This window comes from Deferribacter desulfuricans SSM1, from assembly GCF_000010985.1.
Taxonomy (GTDB): Bacteria; Chrysiogenota; Deferribacteres; order Deferribacterales; family Deferribacteraceae; genus Deferribacter; species Deferribacter desulfuricans.
Genome location: NC_013939.1, coordinates 156007 through 176967, shown reverse-complemented (window position 1 = coordinate 176967; position 20961 = coordinate 156007). Strand labels below are relative to the sequence as shown.

Genomic DNA, 20961 nt, shown 5'->3' with positions numbered 1-20961 from the left:
CCTCTCTTGACTTTTATTGTTAACATATATATTAGATTTCTAAAAATTAAAAAGGTTTTTTTAAAAATGGAAAAAATTAATTTTCTAACAGCTTTCATAGCAGGTATTTTATCCTTTTTATCACCATGTGTTTTACCACTAATACCGGGTTATATTTCATTTATTTCAGGAGAAAGTGTTGAATCTTTAACTGAAAATAGTTCATTATCACCAAAGGTAAAAGCTATAATAGGGGCTATTTTCTTTGGTATAGGTTTCACATTAATATTTATGTTACTTGGAGCAAGTGCTACATCAATCGGAAAATTAATAAATCAATACAGACCAATCCTTGAAAAAATCGCAGGTATCATTGTTATAATATTAGGTCTTCATATGGTTGGAATTTTTAAAATAAAAAAACTACTTGTTCAAAAAAAATGGAATTATCAAAAAAGAAACTCCCCTTTCTTTATAGAAGCTTTTTTATTAGGTGTAGCTTTTGTTTTTGGATGGACACCATGTATTGGACCAATTTTGGCTGGAATATTAGCTCTGGCTGCTAAAGAAAATACTGTTATGCAAGGAGTTTCTCTTCTATTTGTTTATTCCTTAGGTCTATGGATCCCTTTTTTAATTGCTGCAATTATGTTGGGTTTTGTTCTTTCAGCTTTGAAAAAAGCAGGAAAACTGCTAATTATTATTGAGAAAATATCTGGAGCATTACTGATTTTTATTGGGGTGTTAATTTTATCAGGTTCGATGACAGCAGTAATAAGTTATCTAATGAGATTATTCCCTTTTTTATGCAACATTAACTTTTAAGCTTTATTATCTTCTTCAACAGCTTTCACCAACTCCTCTGCAAAGTCAGGTAATGCAGAATCCACCCTTACCCAAGGGGATATCAACCTAATACCAATAGGATTTTCTAAAAACTCATTTTTCGCATTTACTATTGCTTGAGTAAAAGCTTCAACCGCAGCAATTTCACTGTGCCTATCAAATGGAACACCATTAAGCATAGCAAGTGCATTGTATGATTCTATAGCATAGCGAGCCTGTTGAAAATAAGTACTTATTAAGGACTTAAATAATGCTTCTGACAGCACAATCCCTTCTTGACTTAAAACTCTAAATAAGGTTTTAGCAATATCTGTTGCCATTCTTAATAAACCTTTATTCGGCTCATTTTTATTTAAAGTATTATGTTTATGCTCATAGACATCAAGAACTTCAACCTGACAAATCCTATTTATAGAAGTATTTTGATAAATTTCGCTAAGTAATGAAACTTCCAACCCCCAATCAGGAGAAAATCTAATCCCTTTTGCCAACTCCCTTATAATTGCAAACTCTCCAGACAAAGCGTATCTAAAACTATCAAGATAGTCTAAAAATTTATTATCAAAACCTATTAATCTTTTCAAAGCTCTAACTAGCGGTGTAAAAAACAATCTATTTACCCTTCCATATATTTTACCAGAAACTCTAGCATAATACCCTTTACTAAATTCATAGTTTAATCCTCTATGAATTATTGGAAAAACAAGTTTCGCCACAATATCTCTTTTGTAATTAACAATATCACAATCATGTAATGCAATAGCATAAAAATTATTGTCAGCTAAAATATAACCTAAAGCCATCCATACCACTCTACCTTTTCCAGGGATATTCAATGGGAAGCCTTCTTTTAAAAGTTTCTTATACAAATCCTGAACCCTTTTTCCATGATTCCATACTATTTTGACATTTTGTGGCAAAACACTCATAATCTCTTTAACCTGCAAAAATTGCTCTTCATTTGCCTGATCAAGTGATAAAACCACTGTGTCAATAATTTTTGATTTTTTCAGTTCTTCAATAATTGTATACATTGCAGGTCTTTCAAATTCAGAATAAAGAGCTGGCAACAAGAGAGCTATTTTCCTTCTGTCTATAAAATTAATTATCTCCTCTTCAATATCGTCAACAGACCTATTTGTTACATTTTGTAATGTGGTAATCAAACCGTTTTGAAAAAAATCAGCCATAACACCCTCAACCTAATTATTTAATATTTTATCAATTAAATAAACTACTGCTTCGTTAAATCCCTTAGGCCCCTTATCTTTAGTATAAAAGGTATTCTCTTTATTTAAGTTAATATAAGTATTATCAAATCGTTTTACAACAACAGGGTAATCTACTTGCATCAGCATATCAATATCGTTGTTGCTATCTCCTAATCCAATTGTAACACAATTTTTATGCATTTTCTCATAAATCTGTTTGAGTTTATTTACAGCCACCCCTTTATCCTGATTTTTACCAACCAGATGGTAAAATCTTCCACCTTTTAAAATTTTAACATCAAACCTTTCACAATCTTTTTGCATATCCTTTATTAAAACATCTTCTAATAAAATAAACGGCTCACTAAATTCCCTTAATTTACTTAAATCTAACCTATCATCCGGCAAGCCCATTATTCTTTTAAGCTCATAATCACTTAATTCTGAAAAAAGTTTAATCTTGTATCTATCTTTTAAAAATTTCCCGACACTTATTAGATCTTCTCTTTTTTTACCAATAATATACGCATAATAATTGTTATCAATCTTTATAACATTATCTGGTATGTAAGGAAATTTAGGGTCAAATATTATTGCACCACCATTTTCCACAATAAATGGGTCATCTATACCAATATCTCTTTGCAAAAGTGTTACTTCAGCTCTTGTTTTACTTGTTGTAAAAATTAAAGGGATTTTCAACTCTTTTATCAGATTAATCGCATCAAGAGCTTCTGCAAATGAATATGTATCATGATCAAGCAGTGTACCATCTAAGTCGCTAAAAACAATGACTTTCTTCATAACGTCTATTATATGACAAATCAATTAATTATCAAGAAAAGAGAATCTAATTTGTAGGCTTTAGTATAAATAATGTATATTTATCATTTATATATTTTTTAGCTACTATGATAATATCCTCTAAAGTTATATTTTCTAGATTATCTATATAACTGTCAAAAAAATCATATCCTAATCCTAACAATTCAAAAAAAGCTGCATACCAAGCTCTTTTATAATTTGTTTGTGCCTCCATCAAGATTCTACCCATTAGATAATTTTTCGCCTTAGAAACATCTTCTTTGCTAATGTATTTCTCAGGATTTTTCCCTACACTTAAGAATGTTGCCACAGCATCATCAACATTTTCATAATTCATCCCGATATAATTAACAAATCTTGAATTACATAATTTTGATGGATAAAATGAACCAACAGAATATGCATACCCTTTCTCTTTTCTTAATATATTAAAAAATACTGAGCTCATACCGCCACCTAACACATCAGCCAACAATTTTACTTTTATATAATCATTTGAATTGGCAGGTGGAGCATCAAAACCCAAGAAAAGTTTAGCCTGTTTTATATTTTTATGAGGTAACTCAACCTTTTTTGTATCAACAATTTCACTGCCATTACAATCTATTTTTATTTCATGACCCTCATTTAACTTTTCAAAAAAGGTTTTCAACTTCTCACTTTGTTCTTTTTCAAAAGAACCAGCAATAGAGACGATCATATTTTTACCGCTAATTAATTTATTTAGATAACTTTTTATATCATCAATAGTCAATTTATCTACTGTATCATAATCCCCACTAACATCTCTAGAATATGGAAAACCATTGTAAGTAGTTTTCATAAAATTTTTTATTGCATATTCATCTGGCCTATCCAAAATAGTTTTAATCCTCATCAATGTTATTCTTTTCTCATTATCAAAAATTTTATCGTCGATTTTTCTTTCAAAAAATAATTTTTCTAAAAGAGGTAAAACACTATCAATATATTTTGAGGGGATAGAAAGTGATATTTCAGCAAAATCTGATCCATTACTAGCGTGCAATGATCCACCCTTCTCTTCCACATATTTCAATAGCTCACTACTTTTTACCCATGTCGATAAAGCAATGTTTCCAATACCACTATTTTTATCATTCTCTAAGAACAAACCACCTTTAATCATTATGACCAAACTAAAAGTAGGGTTATAATCTCTTTTATTCTCAATAAACTTTATACCATTATCTAATATCACTTTGGAACCTCCAGCATATACAGCACTACTAAACAATAACAAAATAATTATAAATCTAGCTCTTTTTAACAATTACTCTTCTCCCCTTAATTTCTACCTTATCATTTACAATAAGATTTATAGCTTCAGGATAAATCTTATGTTCCTCTTTTAATATTCTTTCAGACAACGACTCAACATCATCATCATCAAATACTGGCACAGCTCTTTGTAATATAATGGGGCCATGATCAACTTTTTCATCAACAAAATGAACAGTACATCCAGTAATTTTTACCCCATATTCCAATGCTTGTTTCTGAGCATTTAGACCAGGAAAACTTGGCAACAAAGATGGGTGTATATTTATAATTTTATCTTTATAAGCATTAATAAAATAGGAAGTTATTAATCTCATAAAACCAGCTAAACAAACTAAATCTATCTGTTTTGAGTTAAGTATATTTACCACATGTTTGTCAAAATCCTCTCTTGAGGAAAAAGAAGCTGGATCAATAAATCTTGCATCCAATCCCACATCTCTAGCAAAAAGTAACCCCTTTGCATCAGCTTTATTACTAATAACGATAGCTATCTCTGCATTTGTGATATTACCATCTTGTATAGCTTTATATATCGCTTTAAAATTTGAACCTCTACCTGACAATAAAACAGCTAATCTTTTCAAAAATCTACTCCCGAAATTTTTACCACTTTTTCTCCACTAAAAACTTTTCCAATTTCTAAAGCTACCTCATCATCTTTATTTAAAATGTTTAATATTTTTTTTGCATCTTCTTTATCTGCAACAATCACCATACCTATACCCATATTAAAAACGGTAAACATCTCTCTTAAATCTATGTTGACATTATTCATGATAAAAGAGTACTCAAATAGTTTAGGGATTTTATCTTTGTATATCTCTACCCCACAATTATCTGGCAATATACGTGGGATATTTTCATAAAAACCACCCCCTGTAATATGGACTAAACCTTTTATTGATATTTTTTCATTGAGTAGTTTAAAGATTTCCTCATAATAAATTTTCGTTGGTTTAAGTAATAAGTCACCAACTGTAATGTTTTTATCTAACTTATCGTCAATCTTTAACCCCAACTGCTCAAAATAAATCTTTCTTAACAACGAATAACCATTGCTATGATAACCATTAGATTTAATACCTAAAACCACATCACCATCTATTATATTTCTGCCATCAATTATATTCTCATAATCAACAACTCCCACACAAAAGCCAGCAAGATCAAACTCCCCTACATCATACATCCCAGGCATTTCTGCAGTCTCACCACCAATCAGAGCACAACCAGCCTCTTTACAACCTTTTGCAATCCCTTTGACAATATCACTCATACTCTCTGCATCAAGTTTTCCTGTGGCAAAATAGTCCAAAAAAAACAGGGGCTTAGCCCCTGTTACTAACACATCATTAACGCACATCGCCACAAGATCAATACCAATCGTATCATACCTTTTTGCCATTATTGCAACTTTTAATTTAGTCCCTACTCCATCAGTACCTGAGACTAAAACTGGTCTTTTATACTTTTTAACAAAAGAAATATCATAAAAACCAGCAAATCCACCAAGTGAACACAAAACATTTGAATTAAAAGTAGATTCTACATAATTCTTAATATTTTTAACAAATTTATTCCCTTCCTGTATATTTACACCACTACTTTTATAATCAACTTTCTTCATTTTCAGTAATACCCTTTTTTAATCTTTCAATCTCTTCAATTATTAACTTTTCAGCTAACTCCGGAACAATCTCCCAAATCACTTTTTCTAAGGTTTCTTTCAAAACATTATTTAACACTTCTTTTAACATCTCTTCACTTAAAACATCTTTAATCGCATTCTTAACAATCTCATCATTTAATTCGCTTTTAAATATATCCTGCAGTTCCTCTTTAAAGGAAGTTAATTCATTTTTAATAATCTCCCCTAACTGTTCAATATCAACAGTAGTTTTAGGTTGTTCGTCAGACTCTTCTATTTCATCAGTTACACTAACAGTCTCTTCATCTATAGACAACTCTCTATCCAAAGCATCATCTATTCGCTCATCCACCAAACTAGATTCCTGTTTCTCAACTTCACCTAAAGATTCACCTTCCTCCACAACAGGCTCATCTTCAGATTTATCTATATCAGCAAAAGTCTCATCTTGGATCTCATTTTCTTGAATTAATTCCGGTTCTTCATCCTGCTCATCTTCTTTATCCAAATCCTCTTCCAATTCCTCAAAGATAGAATCCACATCTTCGGGTATCTCTTCTTCTATTTTCTCATCAGTATCATCACTAAACGCTTCTTCGAGCTCCTCTAACAAATCATCTTCTACCGATTGATCTAATCTATCTTGTTCATCCTCAGCTATTTCAGGGGAAATTTCCTCTTCCAAATTCTCTTCTTCAATTTCAAATTCTTTTTTATCTTCATCTTCTTCCATATCCTTAGAGAGTTCTTCTTCTAAATCTTTAAAAATATCCTCTACTGATTCATCCTTACCTTCTACTTCGCTTTCGAATATATCTTCCACACCTTCAGATTCGCTTTCCACATCCTTCGTTTCCTCTAAAATATCATCAAAAGACTCAATCTCTTCATCAACTATTTTATCTTCAGTTTCTTCAACCCCTTCTTCTGTCACTGTGGATAGTAATTCTTCAAAATCCTCAGATCTTTCTTCTACCTCAGTATGCTCCTCCTCTACAGTTTCAACCTCAGAAAATTTTTCTATAGATTCCTCTAAAGCTTGCGAGTTAAAAGGTTTAAGAAGATATGCATCAGCACCAACTTTCTCTAATTCAGATTCATCAAAATTATCAAAAGCTCCAACTAATAAAATGACTTTACCAGCAGGATTAACCCCTTTTATATCTCTTATAAAATCATCAACTTGAATATCTGGCAATTTATTGTCCAATAGCACAATATCCGGAACAAACTCATTTAACTTCTGTTTTGCTTCTTCAGCTGAGAAAGCCTTTATTACCTGATATTTTTCTTCATCCAAAGAAAGATCAATAACTCTGTGGATTGTAACACTATCATCAATTAACATGATCTTTTTCATACGCAACCTCTATTAATTTTTCGGCATCTATCAAATATAACAAACTATTATTATAATCCACAACACCTTTTAAAAAATTCAATTTTCTTTCATCCTTTTCAAAGGATTTGTATTCATTATACTCTAAAATATCATAAATTTCATCAGAAATTACACCTACATACTTTTTATCGTCAGTTATAAATAAAATATACTTTTTATTCACAGTGCCTTCCAGAAAATTGGATAGATCTAAAATTTTTATATCTTCCTTCGGATCATACTCTTCATATAGTGAAACATGTAACAAATCCTTTAAATCCACTAAAAATAGAACATCAGCTACTTTAAACATCAATGCTTTCATAATCTGGCCCTTTTAAAATTTCCAAAATTGTCTCTTCAGTGAAAGGTTTTACAATAAAACCATCAGCCCCCAATTCTAAAGCCTTCGATCTGTGTTTTTCTGTCCCTCTTGAAGTAATTACATAAATTTTCACACTTTTATCTTGGATATTATTCCTAATTTTATCAATTAGTTCATAACCATTTAAATTTGGCATTTCAAGGTCAGTTATAATATAAGGAACTCTATTAAGCTCCAATGTTTCCAAAGCCTGTAATCCATCCTTTGCTTCCAAGACTTTATAACCATTTTTTGTAAGTATATCTTTTAAATATTTCCTAACAGATATCGAATCATCAACTATCAAAACCCCATTTGAATAATATGTCACTGATTTCTCATCCTTCAATTTATCAATCTTAATAAACTCCCGAGATTTTATTTTAGAGGAGAATAACCTAATGGTATCTAATATAAGTCTTATATCTCCACCTGCACTAACAGAAGTTCCTAAATACTTATCAAGTCTTGCAATAAATGGTTTAAATTTCTTAGTGATTGTTGTTTCTCTACCAAGTATTTCTTCAACTTGGATAATATATTTTTTACTTGGCCCTGAAACTAATATACCAAAAGTATCATTACGGAATTCATTTCTCTTTTTTACCCCCAAAGCAACCATTAAATCTACTATTTCATACACATCTTTTCTTAAATTATAGAAAAAGTGATCACCAATCTTTTTAATATTATTTACATCGATAGGTATAATTTCATAAATCGATTGCAAAGGTATTGCAAACTTCTTATTTTCGCTTCCTACAATCAAATAATCTGCAATAAATTGAGTAACTGGTATCATCAACGTAAACTTAGTAAACTGATCCTTTTTGCTGGAAACATTTATTGTGCCACCCAAATTTTCCACATTTTTCTTAACAACATCCAAACCTATGCCTCGACCAGAAACATCTGAAAGCTTATCCGCTGTAGAAAAACCAGGGTAAAAAAGGTATGATATTAACTCATCAGTTCTTAACTGATTAACTTCATATTCTGAAAGCAACCCATTTTCAACAATTCGCTTCTTTATTTTATCAAGGTCAATCCCTCTGCCATCATCTTCTATTTCAAAGATGATGGATGTCCCAGATCGAAAAGCTGATAATTTAATATTACCTATATTACTTTTCCCTTTTTGTAATCTTTCTTGCTTACTCTCAATACCATGGGAAACCGCATTTCTTACAAGGTGCAAAAACACATCCTGAATTATATCTATAATAGCTTTATCAATTTCTAAATTTTCACCAGAAACAGTTAAATTGACATCTTTACCTTCTTGACGAGCTGTTATAGAAGCAGTCCTCATTGCAATATTAAAAAGGTTTTTTACAGGAACAAGCTTAATATTAGTCAAACTTCTTTCTAATGAGTGAGTCACCCTGTTTATATAATCTATATCATTTTGAATACTTGAAAATTTTTGAAACAGCAAGGTGATAAGACTTGTAATATCTGTGCCTACTTCAACCATTTGCCTTGATAAGATATTTATGTCTGTATACTTATCAAATTCCCCTTCCAAAAATTCTGCCAATAAAATATTCTCACCTTTCTCATCATCATCCTTATCCTTGTCAGTAGAATACATATATTTTTCTCTAAACTTATCAAGGATTTTAACAAGTCTGCTTCTTGCATATTCTAATTCTTTCGAAATAGAGATTATCTCCTTAATATTCTCATTCTGTTTATTTCTCGTAACTACTAATTCACCTGTTAAATTTAACAAGAAATCTATCTTTTCTAAACTTACTCTAACAAAAGACTCCCCAACCTCAGGCTCTTTCACAGGGAAATCTTTATCAGCAACCTCTTGAGCTTTTTTAAAACTAGCAACCGTTGAAATTTTCTCTAATTCAGGTTCATTACTATCTTTCTTGTCACTATCTCCCATTTCTAACAAATTTAAATAGTGTTCTTTTAATTCATCTGTTAAATCCTGTTTGTTTTTCTTTAAGTAATCACTAAGTTCGTGAAATACTTCTAATATTTTTAATATTAAATCTTTTTTCCTCTCAAGCTGGCCAGTTTTAATAGCATCAAATATATCTTCTATACGATGTGTAACCGTAGAAAAATTCTTAAAATCAACCATCGCAGAAGAGCCTTTTAAAGTATGGGTACTTCTATAAATTTCTTCAACAATTGACCAGTTATCTAAATCGTTTAATAACACATTTATACCATTAAAAATGGTCTCAAAATGCTCTTCAGACTCTACTAAGAAAAATTTTATTAATTCTTTTTTATCTATTTTAGCCATAACAATTATACTTTAAATCTATTAACAGCATCATTAAGCACTTCAGCAAGCTGTGATAGAGTTGCAATAATTCTGTTAGTATTTTCAACATTATTAGCAGTATCAACGGCAATATTTTTAACTCTTTCTGCCACTTCAATTACCTCATCAGTTTCCTCCGCCTGAGTAGAAACATTTTCTGCCATTTCTTTCATAGATTCACTAACCTTCTCAAGGCTAACATTAATTTCGATTAAAGCATCACCTGCCTCTTCAGTTTTATGTGAGCTCACTTCAATTTTTGAATAACTTTCTTCAACAAGTTTCACAGTATCCCCTGTCTCTGACTGCACAGTTTTTATCAAATTACTAATCTCTTCTGTTGCCTCATTCGTCCTCTCTGCAAGTTTCCTAATCTCGTCAGCAACCACCGCAAAACCATGTCCATATTCACCAGCTCTTGCTGCCTCAATTGCTGCGTTTAAAGCAAGCAAGTTTGTCTGGTTAGAAATTTCACTAATAACTCTTGTAATTTCATTAATTTCCATCGATTTTTCGCCAAGAGATTTTACTTTCTTACTTGCAAGTTGCGAATACCTTCTAACATCACTCATAGCTTCAATAGTTTCTTGTAATAGCTTACTACCGTTTTTAGAGCTTTCGTTTGCTTGCATAACAAGTTTTAATGACCTATTGGCACTTTCAAGAACGGAAATCATCTGCTTTTTAAATTCACCCAATTTTTCAACAACTTTTTCCAACTCTTCTATCTGTGTTTTAGCTCCAGCTGTTGTCTTTTCCGATGATTGCAATAACTCCTCTGTAGATTTAACAATTGAATCACCAGCTTTCTTAATTTCACCAATTAACTCTTTAATACTTTCAGTCATCAAGTTAAAAGCATCAGCAACCGACCCTAACTCATCTGCAGTAACTTCTGCTTGGACTGTAAGATCACCATCAGCAGCTCTAGATACTACATCCATTAAATGAATAGCTTGACGCTGTAATCTTTGTCTATCCTCTTCTGTTTGGATATAATTTTTGAGTTCATCAAGCATTTCGTTTAATGTTTTTGCAATATCACCAAGCTCATCGTTTCTTCTCACATTAACCCTAACATCATAGTCCCCTTTTTGAATTTGCTTCATCGTTTCATTTATTCTAAAAAGTGGTGAAAAGAGGAGCTTAAAAACTATAAAAGATATTATAAACATTGCAGCAGCAATAACTATCGTAGTTATAAAAGCTTGCTGTCTACCTTTTTCTACCTTACTTAAAACATATGCTCTATTTTTAAAAAAACCTACAATGATACCAAATTTATTCAGTTTCACCCTACCTATAGAACCAATAAAATTATTATTTTGAATGGTTACTTCTTTGCTAATAGATGTTTTCTTAAACAAATTATTTTTCTCTTTCTTAACTAATTCAGAAAAGAATTTATCAGGAGCAATCAACAAACCGTCTTTAACTAAAGTATTCACAAGGACATTACCATCATCATCTAATGAAACAGAAAACCCATAATTTAACAAGTTCTTAGCTGCAGTATGACAAGATTTACAACTTGCTTCAGGAGTGTGAGTATCACTAACAGTAAATGTTTTATTTATAGAGCTTAAGATATAATTTGCATCTATTACAGCACCCAAAGCTCCAATCAATTTATTATTAGAATAAACACCTGTATAATATACAAAGTATGGGAAATCCAAACTTAAAATCGGTTCAAAATAAATTTTACCCTGCTCAAAATCATCAAAATAGATAAATTCATCGATATCAGGCACTTCACCTTCAAAAAGATATTTTTTAGTTATATAATTATAATCTTTATCTATAACAAAAAAACCTTTTATGTACCCTATCTCTTTTCTTGATAAAAGCTCGTCAAATACAGTACCAAGCTTTTCCTTACTTGCAGTTGAAGAAAATGCACTCCTAACCTCTTGTAATCTCGATGTAACTGAGACTGTTGAAATAATATCTTCGTTAACCTGCCCCAAAATTACTCTAACGTTATTAACTTTACTGGCCAATTCTTTTTGGGCCTGAGAAATAGCCAGATTTGTTGAACTTTGATACAAAAAGTAAATTGAAACAAAACCTGTAATAAAAATTAAAAGTAGTACTAAAATAAATAACTTAAGATTTAAGCTTAACCTCATAACAAACTCCTTATGAAACTTTAAGTTTATTGTAAAACTTCTCTATATCTATTACTTTATTTATTTCGTCACTAAGTTTAACCGTTGCGCTGAAAAAATCTTCATCAGTTTGTTTTAATAAAGCTTTATTAATATTTTTTATTCCTAAAACCTCATCTGCAAAAATTCCAATTAATTCATTGTTATATTTTATTATCACAAAACGTGTATTCTCTGTCCTAAATGTGGTAGCCTCATTAAAAATCCCTTTTAAATCAACTATAGGGATAACTTCACCTTGATAATAAATAATTCCTAAAATATGTGAAGGTGCTCCAGGCAATTCAACTATTTGTTTATATTCTAAAACAACAAATACATTACTCATATCCAACAATAAAGATATACCGCCTACTTTAAATTGAATAAAACTCTTTTCATCCTTTTTGACAACAATTACTTCTCTTTTTAATTTTTTATTCAATAACTCTTTAATCATAAAAATCTCTTAACAGTCGAAATTAAAAGATCTACATTAAAGGGTTTTACTATATATTCATCGGCACCTTGCCTTTTACCCCAAAACTTATCACTCTCCTGCCCTTTACTTGTAACAATTATAACTGGGGTATCTTTCAAAAGCTCATCCCTCTTTATTTCACGACATACCTGATAACCGTTTTTACCAGGCATAATAACATCCAAAATGATTACATCATATTCGCTTTTTTTCACCTCTTCCAAAGCTGCATCACCATCAGCAACCGCAACAACAGTAAAACCTTCAGCCTCCAAGGCCTTTTTCATAATCTCTCTTTCAGTCGAACTGTCTTCTGCAATCAATATTTTCTTCATCAAGACCTCCTTACTAAATAGTTAAAAAACCAGTTAAAATTAATGCACCAATTGTATTTTTTGCTATCTCTTTATTATTTCCAAAATAACTTATTATCTTGCTTATATTTCTCTCATTATTGCATAGCTCATAAATCCTCTTTTCAAACTCTGTTAAAGAAGAAATATCTGCTTCAACAGTTTTAGGTGTCAACGAACCATCAAAAATAATCTTATTTATCTCCATCTTCTCTTCTAAATAAAGGTTGTAATTATCTATAAGTTTAGAAACATCATACTTTAGTCTTGAAAACATATTTTCTGGGATATCCACTTCATTTAAATAATATCTATAATCTCCATTCAATAATTCTTCTATTATAGTATTTAAATAAAATTCATAGTATTTCTTCAAAAAGAGATCATCAAAACCTAAATTTCGAAGCTGTTCATAAAGTTCAAACAAGCTTTCTACCTCTAATAAACAAATATTACAAACATCCTGATATAACTCAAATATATCTGCCAGTTTATTATCACCCCTAAAACCATGGATAATAAACCCATTTTGAATATAAAAATGTATATCCCCGTTTTTATTAAAAAATATCAACTCCCCTTCAAACTTATTAATTAATTCTAATAGTTTTTCTATATTTATAAAATCACCCTTCACATCGCTTATCATATATCCAGTTTCAAATTTTAAAACTTTATCAATCAATTCCCTTAAGGATGGTAATACCTGCTCTTCAACTCTAGAAGCTATGCCTGAAACTGCATTTTCACTTTCATTACTCACATTTACTTTAAAATCAACTTGCTCTACACTTTCACTATCATCAATATTTAAAGATTCCGGTTTCTCTCCACTAAGCATCTCTCTTACTTTACGTTCTAAATCTTCTGCCTGAAAAGGTTTGGCAATACAATCAATATTGCTAAATTTATTAATAAACCTATCGCCAACCTTTTCTGCTTTACTGGTAATAAGCAAAATCGGTGTATTCTTCTTTAAATCCTCTCTAATTAGCTTAGCAAATTGAAACCCATTTAGTTTTGGCATTACGAAATCTAATAAAATTATATCAGGATCTGATTCTCTCAGCTTATCTAAACCTTCTTCACCATTGTAAGCGGAAATAAGTTGATAACCATTTTCTTCAGTAAAAATCATCTTAAATAGACGGTGCATTGTGGGGCTATCATCTATAGCAAGAACCTTATACATAAAGCAACCCTCCCTAATTAAATGTGCCAATTTGATGGCAAATAAATTCTCTTATATTCCTCAATAGCATATCTATCAGTCATTCCTGCTATAAAATAAACTATTGCAGTTTTTTTGTCCTTTGCAGCTTTTCTAAAAAGCTCAGGCACTGCATCATAATTATTTTCATAAAACTTATATAAATCAAATAAAACTTTATACGCTTTATCAAACTCTTCTTTAATTATATCACACAAATAAACATTGGCAAATAAAAATTCACGTAAATCTTCAATTAATTTTAGCATTTTATCAGACATCACCACTTTTTCATAATTATTTTCAATAGTTGATAAAACTACATCTTTTACAGCATTATGTATACGCTCACCATGCGTATAACCAAGATTTTTCAAAATATCTTTTGGGATATCATCAAGAGAAATAATTTTTGCTCTAACTGCATCATCTATATCATGATTAACATACGCAATAATGTCAGCTAATCTGACTATTTGCCCCTCCAATGTTTTTGCCAACTTACTTTCATCAAAAATAGGCCCTTTCCCTTTTGAATGTTTTACTATCCCATCCAATACTTCAAAAGTGAGATTTAATCCAAAACCATCTTTTTCCAACTTTTCTACAACAGTTATAGAGTGAGCATAGTGCCTAAAAGGTTTACCTAAAATATCACTTAAAATCTTCTCTCCAGCATGGCCAAAAGGGGTATGCCCTAAATCATGCCCCAATGCTATAGCTTCCACTAAATCTTCATTTAATCTGAGCGACTTTGCTATAGTTTTAGCAATCTGCATAACTTCCAAAGTATGAGTTAATCTTGTGCGATAATGATCACCAAGTGGCGATAAGAACACTTGTGTTTTATGCTTTAATCTTCGAAATGCTTTTGAATGAATTATACGATCTCTATCTCTTTGAAAGTCAGTGCGTAATTCGCACTTTTTTTCAGGTTTACCTCTCCCTTTAGAATCCTTTGACCTAGCAGCTTTGGGGTGTAAAAACTTATCTTCTAAATCTTCAAGTTCTTCCCTTATCATTTATTTTCCTTAAAATAAAATCATTTACAGGTTTAGGGACAAAACAACTTACATCCCCACCAAGTAAAGCAATCTCTCTAACCATACTTGAACTTAAAAAAATGTACTTTTTATTTGGCATCAAAAACACCGTTTCACAATTAGCATTAAGTTTTCTGTTCATTAATGCCAATTGAAGCTCATATTCAAAATCAGAAACAACTCTCAGACCTCTTAATATAACATCTGCATTCTTCTCTTTCATAAAATCAACTAAAAGATTAGAAAAAGATTCCACTTCTACATTAGGCAGATGTAAAACAGATTCTTCAATCATAGTAACCCTATCATTTAAATCAAACAAAGGTTTTTTCCTTTTACTTTCAGCAACCGCCACAATCAATCTATCAAACATTTTAGCACCACGCTCGATAATATCAAGATGCCCATTTGTTAATGGATCAAAAGTCCCTGGATAAATTGCAATCATAATGTCAACTCCAAATAATATATTTTTGTATCTCCATAAGTTTTTGTATCAAACAAAATAAACCTTTCCTCAATTTCAAATTTTGTTCTAATACTTTCTTCATATATTAAAACACCTTTTTTTGCAATAAGTTGATGAGATTTAATAGCATTTAACAACTCTTTTGAATCAATTTTCCCATAAGGGGGGTCAATAAAAATAATATCATACTTAATTCTTAGCTTTTTAAAAGCTTTAAAAACATCGGATTTTATAATCTCGAATTTTTCATTTTGTATAAAACTTGTATTTTTTAAAAGAGTTGAAATATTGATATCAACAAATGTTACAAATTTTGCCCCTCTACTCAATGCTTCAATACCAAACGCACCAGTGCCAGCAAAAAGATCTAACACATATGAATCTACCACTTTATTATAAAGCTTAGAAAAAATTGCCGATCTTACTTTATCACTTGTTGGCCTTACTCCAGAACTCTTGGGCGAGATCAAAGATCTCCCCCTTAATTCCCCACCAGTTATTCTCAAAATACTCACTCCACAATTTATAAGCAATACTGTTTATATCGATTTTTTCATCATAACTAACATTAAAAATTTTTGCAATTACTCCCCCATAGTTTGGATAATTTTTGTATAATTTTGATTTTTTAAATAATTTCAAATAGATATAAATCATAAAAGTTTTAACTACATCTCCAAAGGAAGGGTGAAAATAACCACCCTCTATAAAACGTTCAATACCGCTTGAATTATGCAAACCAATCCGTAAGACAGTAACCCCTTTTTTAATGGCTAAAATATAATAAAATGTTGTAATAGCAATTATTTCACTAAAACCATAATTTAAATTTTTGCCTGATTTTATTAACGCTGCCAGTTTAGTATCTTTAAAAATAACTGCTGGATAAATCCTAATATATTCAAATTTTAACTTATCTATAAAATCAATATTCTGAATTATATCACCATATTCCTCACCAAACATTCCAACCATTATTTGAATCCCTACATTAAAATTATTCTGCTTAAGTAACTTTAAAATCTTAACAACCTCATTAGATGAATAATCCCTACCATTTAATCTTAAAACTTTCTCAGAAAAACTCTGAACCCCTAACTCAACATCCTCAACATTATTATCTTTCATTTCATTAATTAATTCAGTGTCAAAACCAGAAGGGTAGCAAGAAACCCTAACCTTTAAAATATTTATAGAATTTGCTACTTTATACAAAAATTCTCTCTTATCTTTTGGTAATAAATTAAAACTTCCGCCATAAAAAGCTATTTTCCCCCATTTTTTTTTAACTCTTAAAAAAAGATTTACTTGATCTTCTACATCCTTTTTAAAATCATGTAATTTAACACCAGTGATACTGTTTTGTTGACAATAAATACATTTTTTGGGACATCCCGCAAAAGGGATAAAAACAGGTAAAATATCTTTGCCGTTTTTCATTTAGATTAACTGATTATCTTGCAAAAAGGTCAACGCCTTGCTTGCAGCATCAATTTCTGCCTTTTTCTTATTTCTACCTACACCAATAAATTTATTCCCATCAGCAAGTTTTAATTCCACAGTAAAAACCTTATCATGCTCTGGACCTTCTTCTTTCAAAACCTTATACTCTGGGATATAACCAAATTTTTGCTGAGTTATTTTCTGTAGCTCTGTTTTTGGATCAATTATAATCCCTTTTTCAATATATTCATCCATCAATTCACTCATCAGCATCAAAACAATCCGTCTTGCTTCATTATATCCACCATCAAGATATACAGCGCCCAAAAGTGATTCAAAAATGTCTGCTAAAATGGAAGGTTTTGTATATCCCCCACTCACTATTTCCCCTTTACCAAGCATCAAAAAGTCATTTAATCTTATCTTTAAAGCTATTTCACTTATGATATCTTCACTAACAAAAAATGAACGGTATTTTGATAAAACACCTTCTTTAAACTCTTTGTACTTGATTACAAGGTATTCAGTAACAATAAGTTGTAAAACAGAATCCCCTAAAAACTCAAGTCTTTCATAATTTCTCTTCAATTTCTTTTCATAAGCATAAGAAGAGTGTGTGAGGGCCTCAAGTAGCAACGATTTATTTTTAAATCTATACCCTATTAACTCTTCTAATTCTTCAATGTTACTCATACTTTTTCAAGACTAAACAAGCATTAGTGCCACCGAAACCAAAAGAGTTACTCAAGGTGTATTTAATATTTGCATTTATAGGTTTATTTGGAACATAATTTAAATCACATTCTGGATCTGGATTTTCTAAATTGATGGTTGGTGGAACAACACTATTTTTAATAGCCAAAGCACAATATGCAGCCTCCACACTACCTGCTGCACCTAAAAGATGACCTGTCATAGACTTTGTAGAACTTACATAAAGATTATAAGCTTTTTCTCCAAAAACCTTTTTTATTGCTTTTGTTTCAATCAAATCATTGTAAGGAGTGGAGGTCCCATGGGCATTAATATAGTCTATATCTTCTGTAGAAATACCAGCATCTTTAATAGCCAGCTTCATTGCCCTACATGCACCATCCCCTGATTCATCAGGAGCAGTAATATGGTAGGCATCTCCAGTCATACCATACCCAACTACTTCTGCATAAATCTTAGCTCCTCTAGCAAGCGCATGCTCTAACTCTTCTAAAATCAAAATCCCAGCTCCTTCCCCCATAACAAAACCATCTCTATCAGCATCAAAAGGTCTACTTGATTTTTCAGGTTCATCATTCCTCCTTGATAAAGCTTTCATATTTGCAAAACCGGCTACTGCAAGTGGAGTTATGGCACTTTCTGCACCACCAGCAAACATAATTTTAGCATCACCTCTTTGAATAATCTTAAAAGCATCACCTACAGCGTGAGTCCCTGTCGCACAAGCAGTAACAACACTACTGTTTGGCCCTTTTAAACCGTAACGGATAGATATTGCACCACTTCCCATATTGATAATAGCAGAAGGGATGAAAAATGGAGAAACTCTCCTATACCCTTTCTGCATATATACAGCATGCTGATCTTCTATAGTTTTAAAACCACCTATCCCTGATCCTATTATTGCTCCCGCTTCTTCATGGTCTATATTCCCAAAATTTAAATTTGCATCCCTTGCAGCTAGCTCTGCAGCAACCAACGCAAGAACAATAAACTCATCAAATCGTTTTATATCTCTTTTATCTACATATTCTTCTTTATTAAAATCTTTTACCTCTGCAGCTATTTTCACCGGAAACTCAGAGGCATCAAACCTTGAAATATAACCAATTCCAGACTTCCCTTCTAAAATATTCTTCCAATTTTCTTCTACCCCTATGCCTAAGGGAGTAACTAAGCCTATTCCCGTAATAACAACTCTTTTATTCACAAATTCCTCCTAATATTCATTTTATAGATTAACAACATATTACTAGATTCTATCTAAAACAAAACCTAATAATATGCTGTTGTAAAAGTAGAAGGGGTAACCCTTCTACTCCATATGAGCTTTAATATAGTCTATTGCATCTTGTACTGTTTTTATTTTTTCAGCTTCCTCATCAGGGATTTCCATTCCAAATTCCTCTTCAAAAGCCATAATGAGCTCAACAGTATCAAGAGAATCAGCTCCTAAATCATCTACAAAAGATGATTCTGGTTTAATCTCGTCTTCTTCAATATTAAGTTGCTCTGCAATAATTTTTTTTACCTTTGCTTCAATATCTGCCATCTGTTCCTCCTATTTTTTATTAACTAAAATACATGCCACCATTTACATGTATTGTTGTGCCGGTAATATAATCAGATTCAGGGGAAGCTAAAAATGCTACCGCATTTGCTACATCCTCTGGTTTACCAAAATAACCCAAAGGGATTTTTTTGAGCATTTCATCTTTCACATCTATAGACAAACTCTGAGTCATCTCTGTATCTATAAATCCTGGGGCTACAGCATTAACACGTATACCTCTAGTTGCAAGTTCTAGCGCAACACTTTTAGTAAGCCCAATAAGTCCACTCTTAGTAACCACATAATTTGCCTGACCAATATTGCCAGTAAACCCTACCACACTACTAATATTGATAATTTTACCATAACGTTTCTTCATCATACCTCTGGCTACTGCTTTTATACAGTTAAACGCACCTTTTATATTTACATTAAATACTTCATCAAAGTCTGCTGTTTTTAATCGCAAAATAATATTATCTTTTGTTATCCCAGCATTATTTACCAAGATATCAATAGCCCCGAACTCATTTTCTATAAATTTTACCATCCCTTTTACTTCTTCTTCATCTGCAACATTACCTTTATAAATAATACACTCACCTGAAAGAGTATTTTTTATGTAATCTGCTACTTCTTTTGCTTTCTGCTCGTTTGAAGAGTAGTTAATTGCAACTTTACACCCAAGTTGTGCAAGTTTAATAGCAACTGCTCTACCTATCCCCCTTGAGCCACCAGTAACCAAAGCAACTTTATCTTTTAAAATCATATATCCTCCAGCTTACCCAAATCCTCAACTTTTGAAATATTTACAGTTTTAACTTGTCTGTTAATTTTTTTTATTAAACCTGTCAACACATTTCCTGCTCCAATTTCCACAAAAGTTGTGAATCCATCTTCAATCATCTTCTCAATTAACTGGCTCCACCTAACTGGGGACGAAACCTGTTTAATCAAGTTTTCTTTAATTTCAGTAGCTTTAAACTCTAAATCAGCGGTCACGTTAGAATAAACAGGTTTATCAATATCTGAAAATCTCACCTTCTCAAGATAATTTTTCATTTTCTCTTCTGCTGGTTTCATCAAAGCACAATGGAAAGGTGCACTTACAGGAAGTTTAACGACTCTTTTTGCACTTATCTCTTTCGCCCTACTCATAAACTCTTCCACAGCATCACTATGACCAGCTACCACAATCTGATTTGATGAATTATAATTTGCTGGTTCAACTAAAAAACCTTCTTTACTAATACTAATACATAATCTTTCTACATCTTCAACATTAGCTCCAATAACAGCAGCCATTGCACCAACACCTACAGGCACAGCTTCCTGCATAAATTTGCCTCTGTTATGCACAGCAAGTAACGCATCTTCAAAAGTAAGCCCACCAGCAGCAACAACTGCAGAATATTCACCTAAAGAGTGTCCTGCAAATCCATCAAAGTTTATTTTATCTTTTATCAGGTTAAATATACCAACACTCATAACCAATAGAGCAGGTTGTGTATTATAAGTAAGCCTCAGTTCCTCTTCCGGTCCATCAAACATCAACTTTGATAAATCATATTTTAAAATTTCATCTGCCTTTTCTATTAAAACCTTATATTCTTCAAATTTATCAAAAAAATCTTTACCCATCCCAACATACTGAGACCCTTGTCCAGGGAATACCGCAGCAATTTTTGACATATTAACCC

The 20961-nt window shown here is 31.4% G+C and carries 22 protein-coding genes; 1 reads left to right on the top strand and 21 read right to left on the bottom strand.

The genetic code is table 11. The features are described 5' to 3' along the window. Positions 1-66: 66 nt before the first annotated feature. Complete coding sequence (locus tag DEFDS_RS00870; RefSeq protein ID WP_041223528.1) at positions 67-804, top strand: cytochrome c biogenesis CcdA family protein; 738 nt, start codon at positions 67-69, stop codon at positions 802-804. On the opposite strand, the gene DEFDS_RS00865 is transcribed toward DEFDS_RS00870, so the two are convergent. The 21 genes from DEFDS_RS00865 to fabD all read right to left on the bottom strand — a co-directional run bounded on the left by DEFDS_RS00865 (position 801) and on the right by fabD (position 20953). Beyond that, the gene (locus DEFDS_RS00865) at positions 801-2015 is read right to left on the bottom strand and encodes a glycosyl transferase (protein WP_013006931.1); all 1215 of its coding nucleotides are present in this window, start codon (positions 2013-2015) and stop codon (positions 801-803) included. The genes DEFDS_RS00870 and DEFDS_RS00865 overlap by 4 nt on opposite strands. A 12-nt stretch (positions 2016-2027) precedes the next feature. Then, entirely contained in the window at positions 2028-2840 is an 813-nt protein-coding gene (locus DEFDS_RS00860) for an HAD-IIB family hydrolase (RefSeq protein ID WP_041223527.1), read from the bottom strand. Between the two features lie 46 nt (positions 2841-2886). Then, complete coding sequence (locus DEFDS_RS00855) at positions 2887-4152, bottom strand: M16 family metallopeptidase (RefSeq protein WP_013006929.1); 1266 nt, start codon at positions 4150-4152, stop codon at positions 2887-2889. Then, on the bottom strand, positions 4136-4747 hold the full coding sequence (purN, locus tag DEFDS_RS00850) for a phosphoribosylglycinamide formyltransferase (protein WP_013006928.1): 612 nt from the start codon (positions 4745-4747) through the stop codon (positions 4136-4138). Before purN ends, DEFDS_RS00855 begins: the two co-directional genes overlap by 17 nt. Beyond that, the gene (gene purM / locus DEFDS_RS00845) at positions 4744-5790 is read right to left on the bottom strand and encodes a phosphoribosylformylglycinamidine cyclo-ligase (RefSeq protein ID WP_013006927.1); all 1047 of its coding nucleotides are present in this window, start codon (positions 5788-5790) and stop codon (positions 4744-4746) included. The genes purN and purM overlap by 4 nt, the downstream gene beginning before the upstream one ends. Continuing rightward, positions 5777-7171, bottom strand: coding sequence for a response regulator (locus DEFDS_RS00840; protein ID WP_013006926.1), 1395 nt, complete (start codon positions 7169-7171; stop codon positions 5777-5779). Before DEFDS_RS00840 ends, purM begins: the two co-directional genes overlap by 14 nt. Next, positions 7149-7517 (bottom strand): hypothetical protein, encoded by a 369-nt coding sequence (locus DEFDS_RS00835; RefSeq protein WP_013006925.1) that lies wholly within the window; start codon positions 7515-7517, stop codon positions 7149-7151. Before DEFDS_RS00835 ends, DEFDS_RS00840 begins: the two co-directional genes overlap by 23 nt. Beyond that, positions 7498-9825: a hybrid sensor histidine kinase/response regulator gene (locus DEFDS_RS00830; protein ID WP_013006924.1), complete on the bottom strand. Its 2328-nt coding sequence runs from the start codon at positions 9823-9825 to the stop codon at positions 7498-7500. Before DEFDS_RS00830 ends, DEFDS_RS00835 begins: the two co-directional genes overlap by 20 nt. Positions 9826-9830: 5 nt before the next feature. Then, complete coding sequence (locus DEFDS_RS00825) at positions 9831-11978, bottom strand: methyl-accepting chemotaxis protein (RefSeq protein ID WP_013006923.1); 2148 nt, start codon at positions 11976-11978, stop codon at positions 9831-9833. A gap of 10 nt (positions 11979-11988) precedes the next feature. Continuing rightward, entirely contained in the window at positions 11989-12456 is a 468-nt protein-coding gene (locus DEFDS_RS12495) for a chemotaxis protein CheW (RefSeq protein WP_013006922.1), read from the bottom strand. Beyond that, positions 12453-12812 carry a response regulator transcription factor gene (locus tag DEFDS_RS00815; protein WP_013006921.1) on the bottom strand — a complete coding sequence of 120 codons (360 nt, stop codon included), beginning with the start codon at positions 12810-12812 and terminating at the stop codon, positions 12453-12455. The genes DEFDS_RS12495 and DEFDS_RS00815 overlap by 4 nt, the downstream gene beginning before the upstream one ends. Before the next feature lie 13 nt (positions 12813-12825). Beyond that, the gene (locus DEFDS_RS00810) at positions 12826-14022 is read right to left on the bottom strand and encodes a response regulator (RefSeq protein WP_041223526.1); all 1197 of its coding nucleotides are present in this window, start codon (positions 14020-14022) and stop codon (positions 12826-12828) included. 17 nt (positions 14023-14039) lie between these two features. Then, complete coding sequence (locus DEFDS_RS00805) at positions 14040-15062, bottom strand: deoxyguanosinetriphosphate triphosphohydrolase (protein ID WP_013006919.1); 1023 nt, start codon at positions 15060-15062, stop codon at positions 14040-14042. Continuing rightward, entirely contained in the window at positions 15043-15534 is a 492-nt protein-coding gene (gene coaD / locus DEFDS_RS00800; protein ID WP_041223525.1) for a pantetheine-phosphate adenylyltransferase, read from the bottom strand. Before coaD ends, DEFDS_RS00805 begins: the two co-directional genes overlap by 20 nt. Then, positions 15528-16022: a 16S rRNA (guanine(966)-N(2))-methyltransferase RsmD gene (gene rsmD / locus DEFDS_RS00795; RefSeq protein ID WP_231841021.1), complete on the bottom strand. Its 495-nt coding sequence runs from the start codon at positions 16020-16022 to the stop codon at positions 15528-15530. Before rsmD ends, coaD begins: the two co-directional genes overlap by 7 nt. Then, positions 15982-16992, bottom strand: a complete 1011-nt coding sequence (locus DEFDS_RS00790) for a radical SAM protein (protein ID WP_013006916.1) — start codon at positions 16990-16992, stop codon at positions 15982-15984. Before DEFDS_RS00790 ends, rsmD begins: the two co-directional genes overlap by 41 nt. Further along, positions 16993-17688, bottom strand: a complete 696-nt coding sequence (gene rnc, locus DEFDS_RS00785; RefSeq protein WP_013006915.1) for a ribonuclease III — start codon at positions 17686-17688, stop codon at positions 16993-16995. It lies immediately after the preceding gene. Next, the gene (fabF, locus tag DEFDS_RS00780; RefSeq protein ID WP_013006914.1) at positions 17681-18919 is read right to left on the bottom strand and encodes a beta-ketoacyl-ACP synthase II; all 1239 of its coding nucleotides are present in this window, start codon (positions 18917-18919) and stop codon (positions 17681-17683) included. Before fabF ends, rnc begins: the two co-directional genes overlap by 8 nt. A gap of 105 nt (positions 18920-19024) precedes the next feature. Beyond that, on the bottom strand, positions 19025-19261 hold the full coding sequence (acpP, locus tag DEFDS_RS00775) for an acyl carrier protein (RefSeq protein WP_013006913.1): 237 nt from the start codon (positions 19259-19261) through the stop codon (positions 19025-19027). 19 nt (positions 19262-19280) lie between these two features. Next, complete coding sequence (gene fabG / locus DEFDS_RS00770) at positions 19281-20027, bottom strand: 3-oxoacyl-[acyl-carrier-protein] reductase (RefSeq protein ID WP_041223776.1); 747 nt, start codon at positions 20025-20027, stop codon at positions 19281-19283. Continuing rightward, a complete protein-coding gene (fabD, locus tag DEFDS_RS00765) occupies positions 20027-20953 on the bottom strand; it encodes an ACP S-malonyltransferase (protein ID WP_013006911.1) in 927 nt (308 codons plus the stop codon). The genes fabG and fabD overlap by 1 nt, the downstream gene beginning before the upstream one ends. Positions 20954-20961 lie beyond the last annotated feature (8 nt).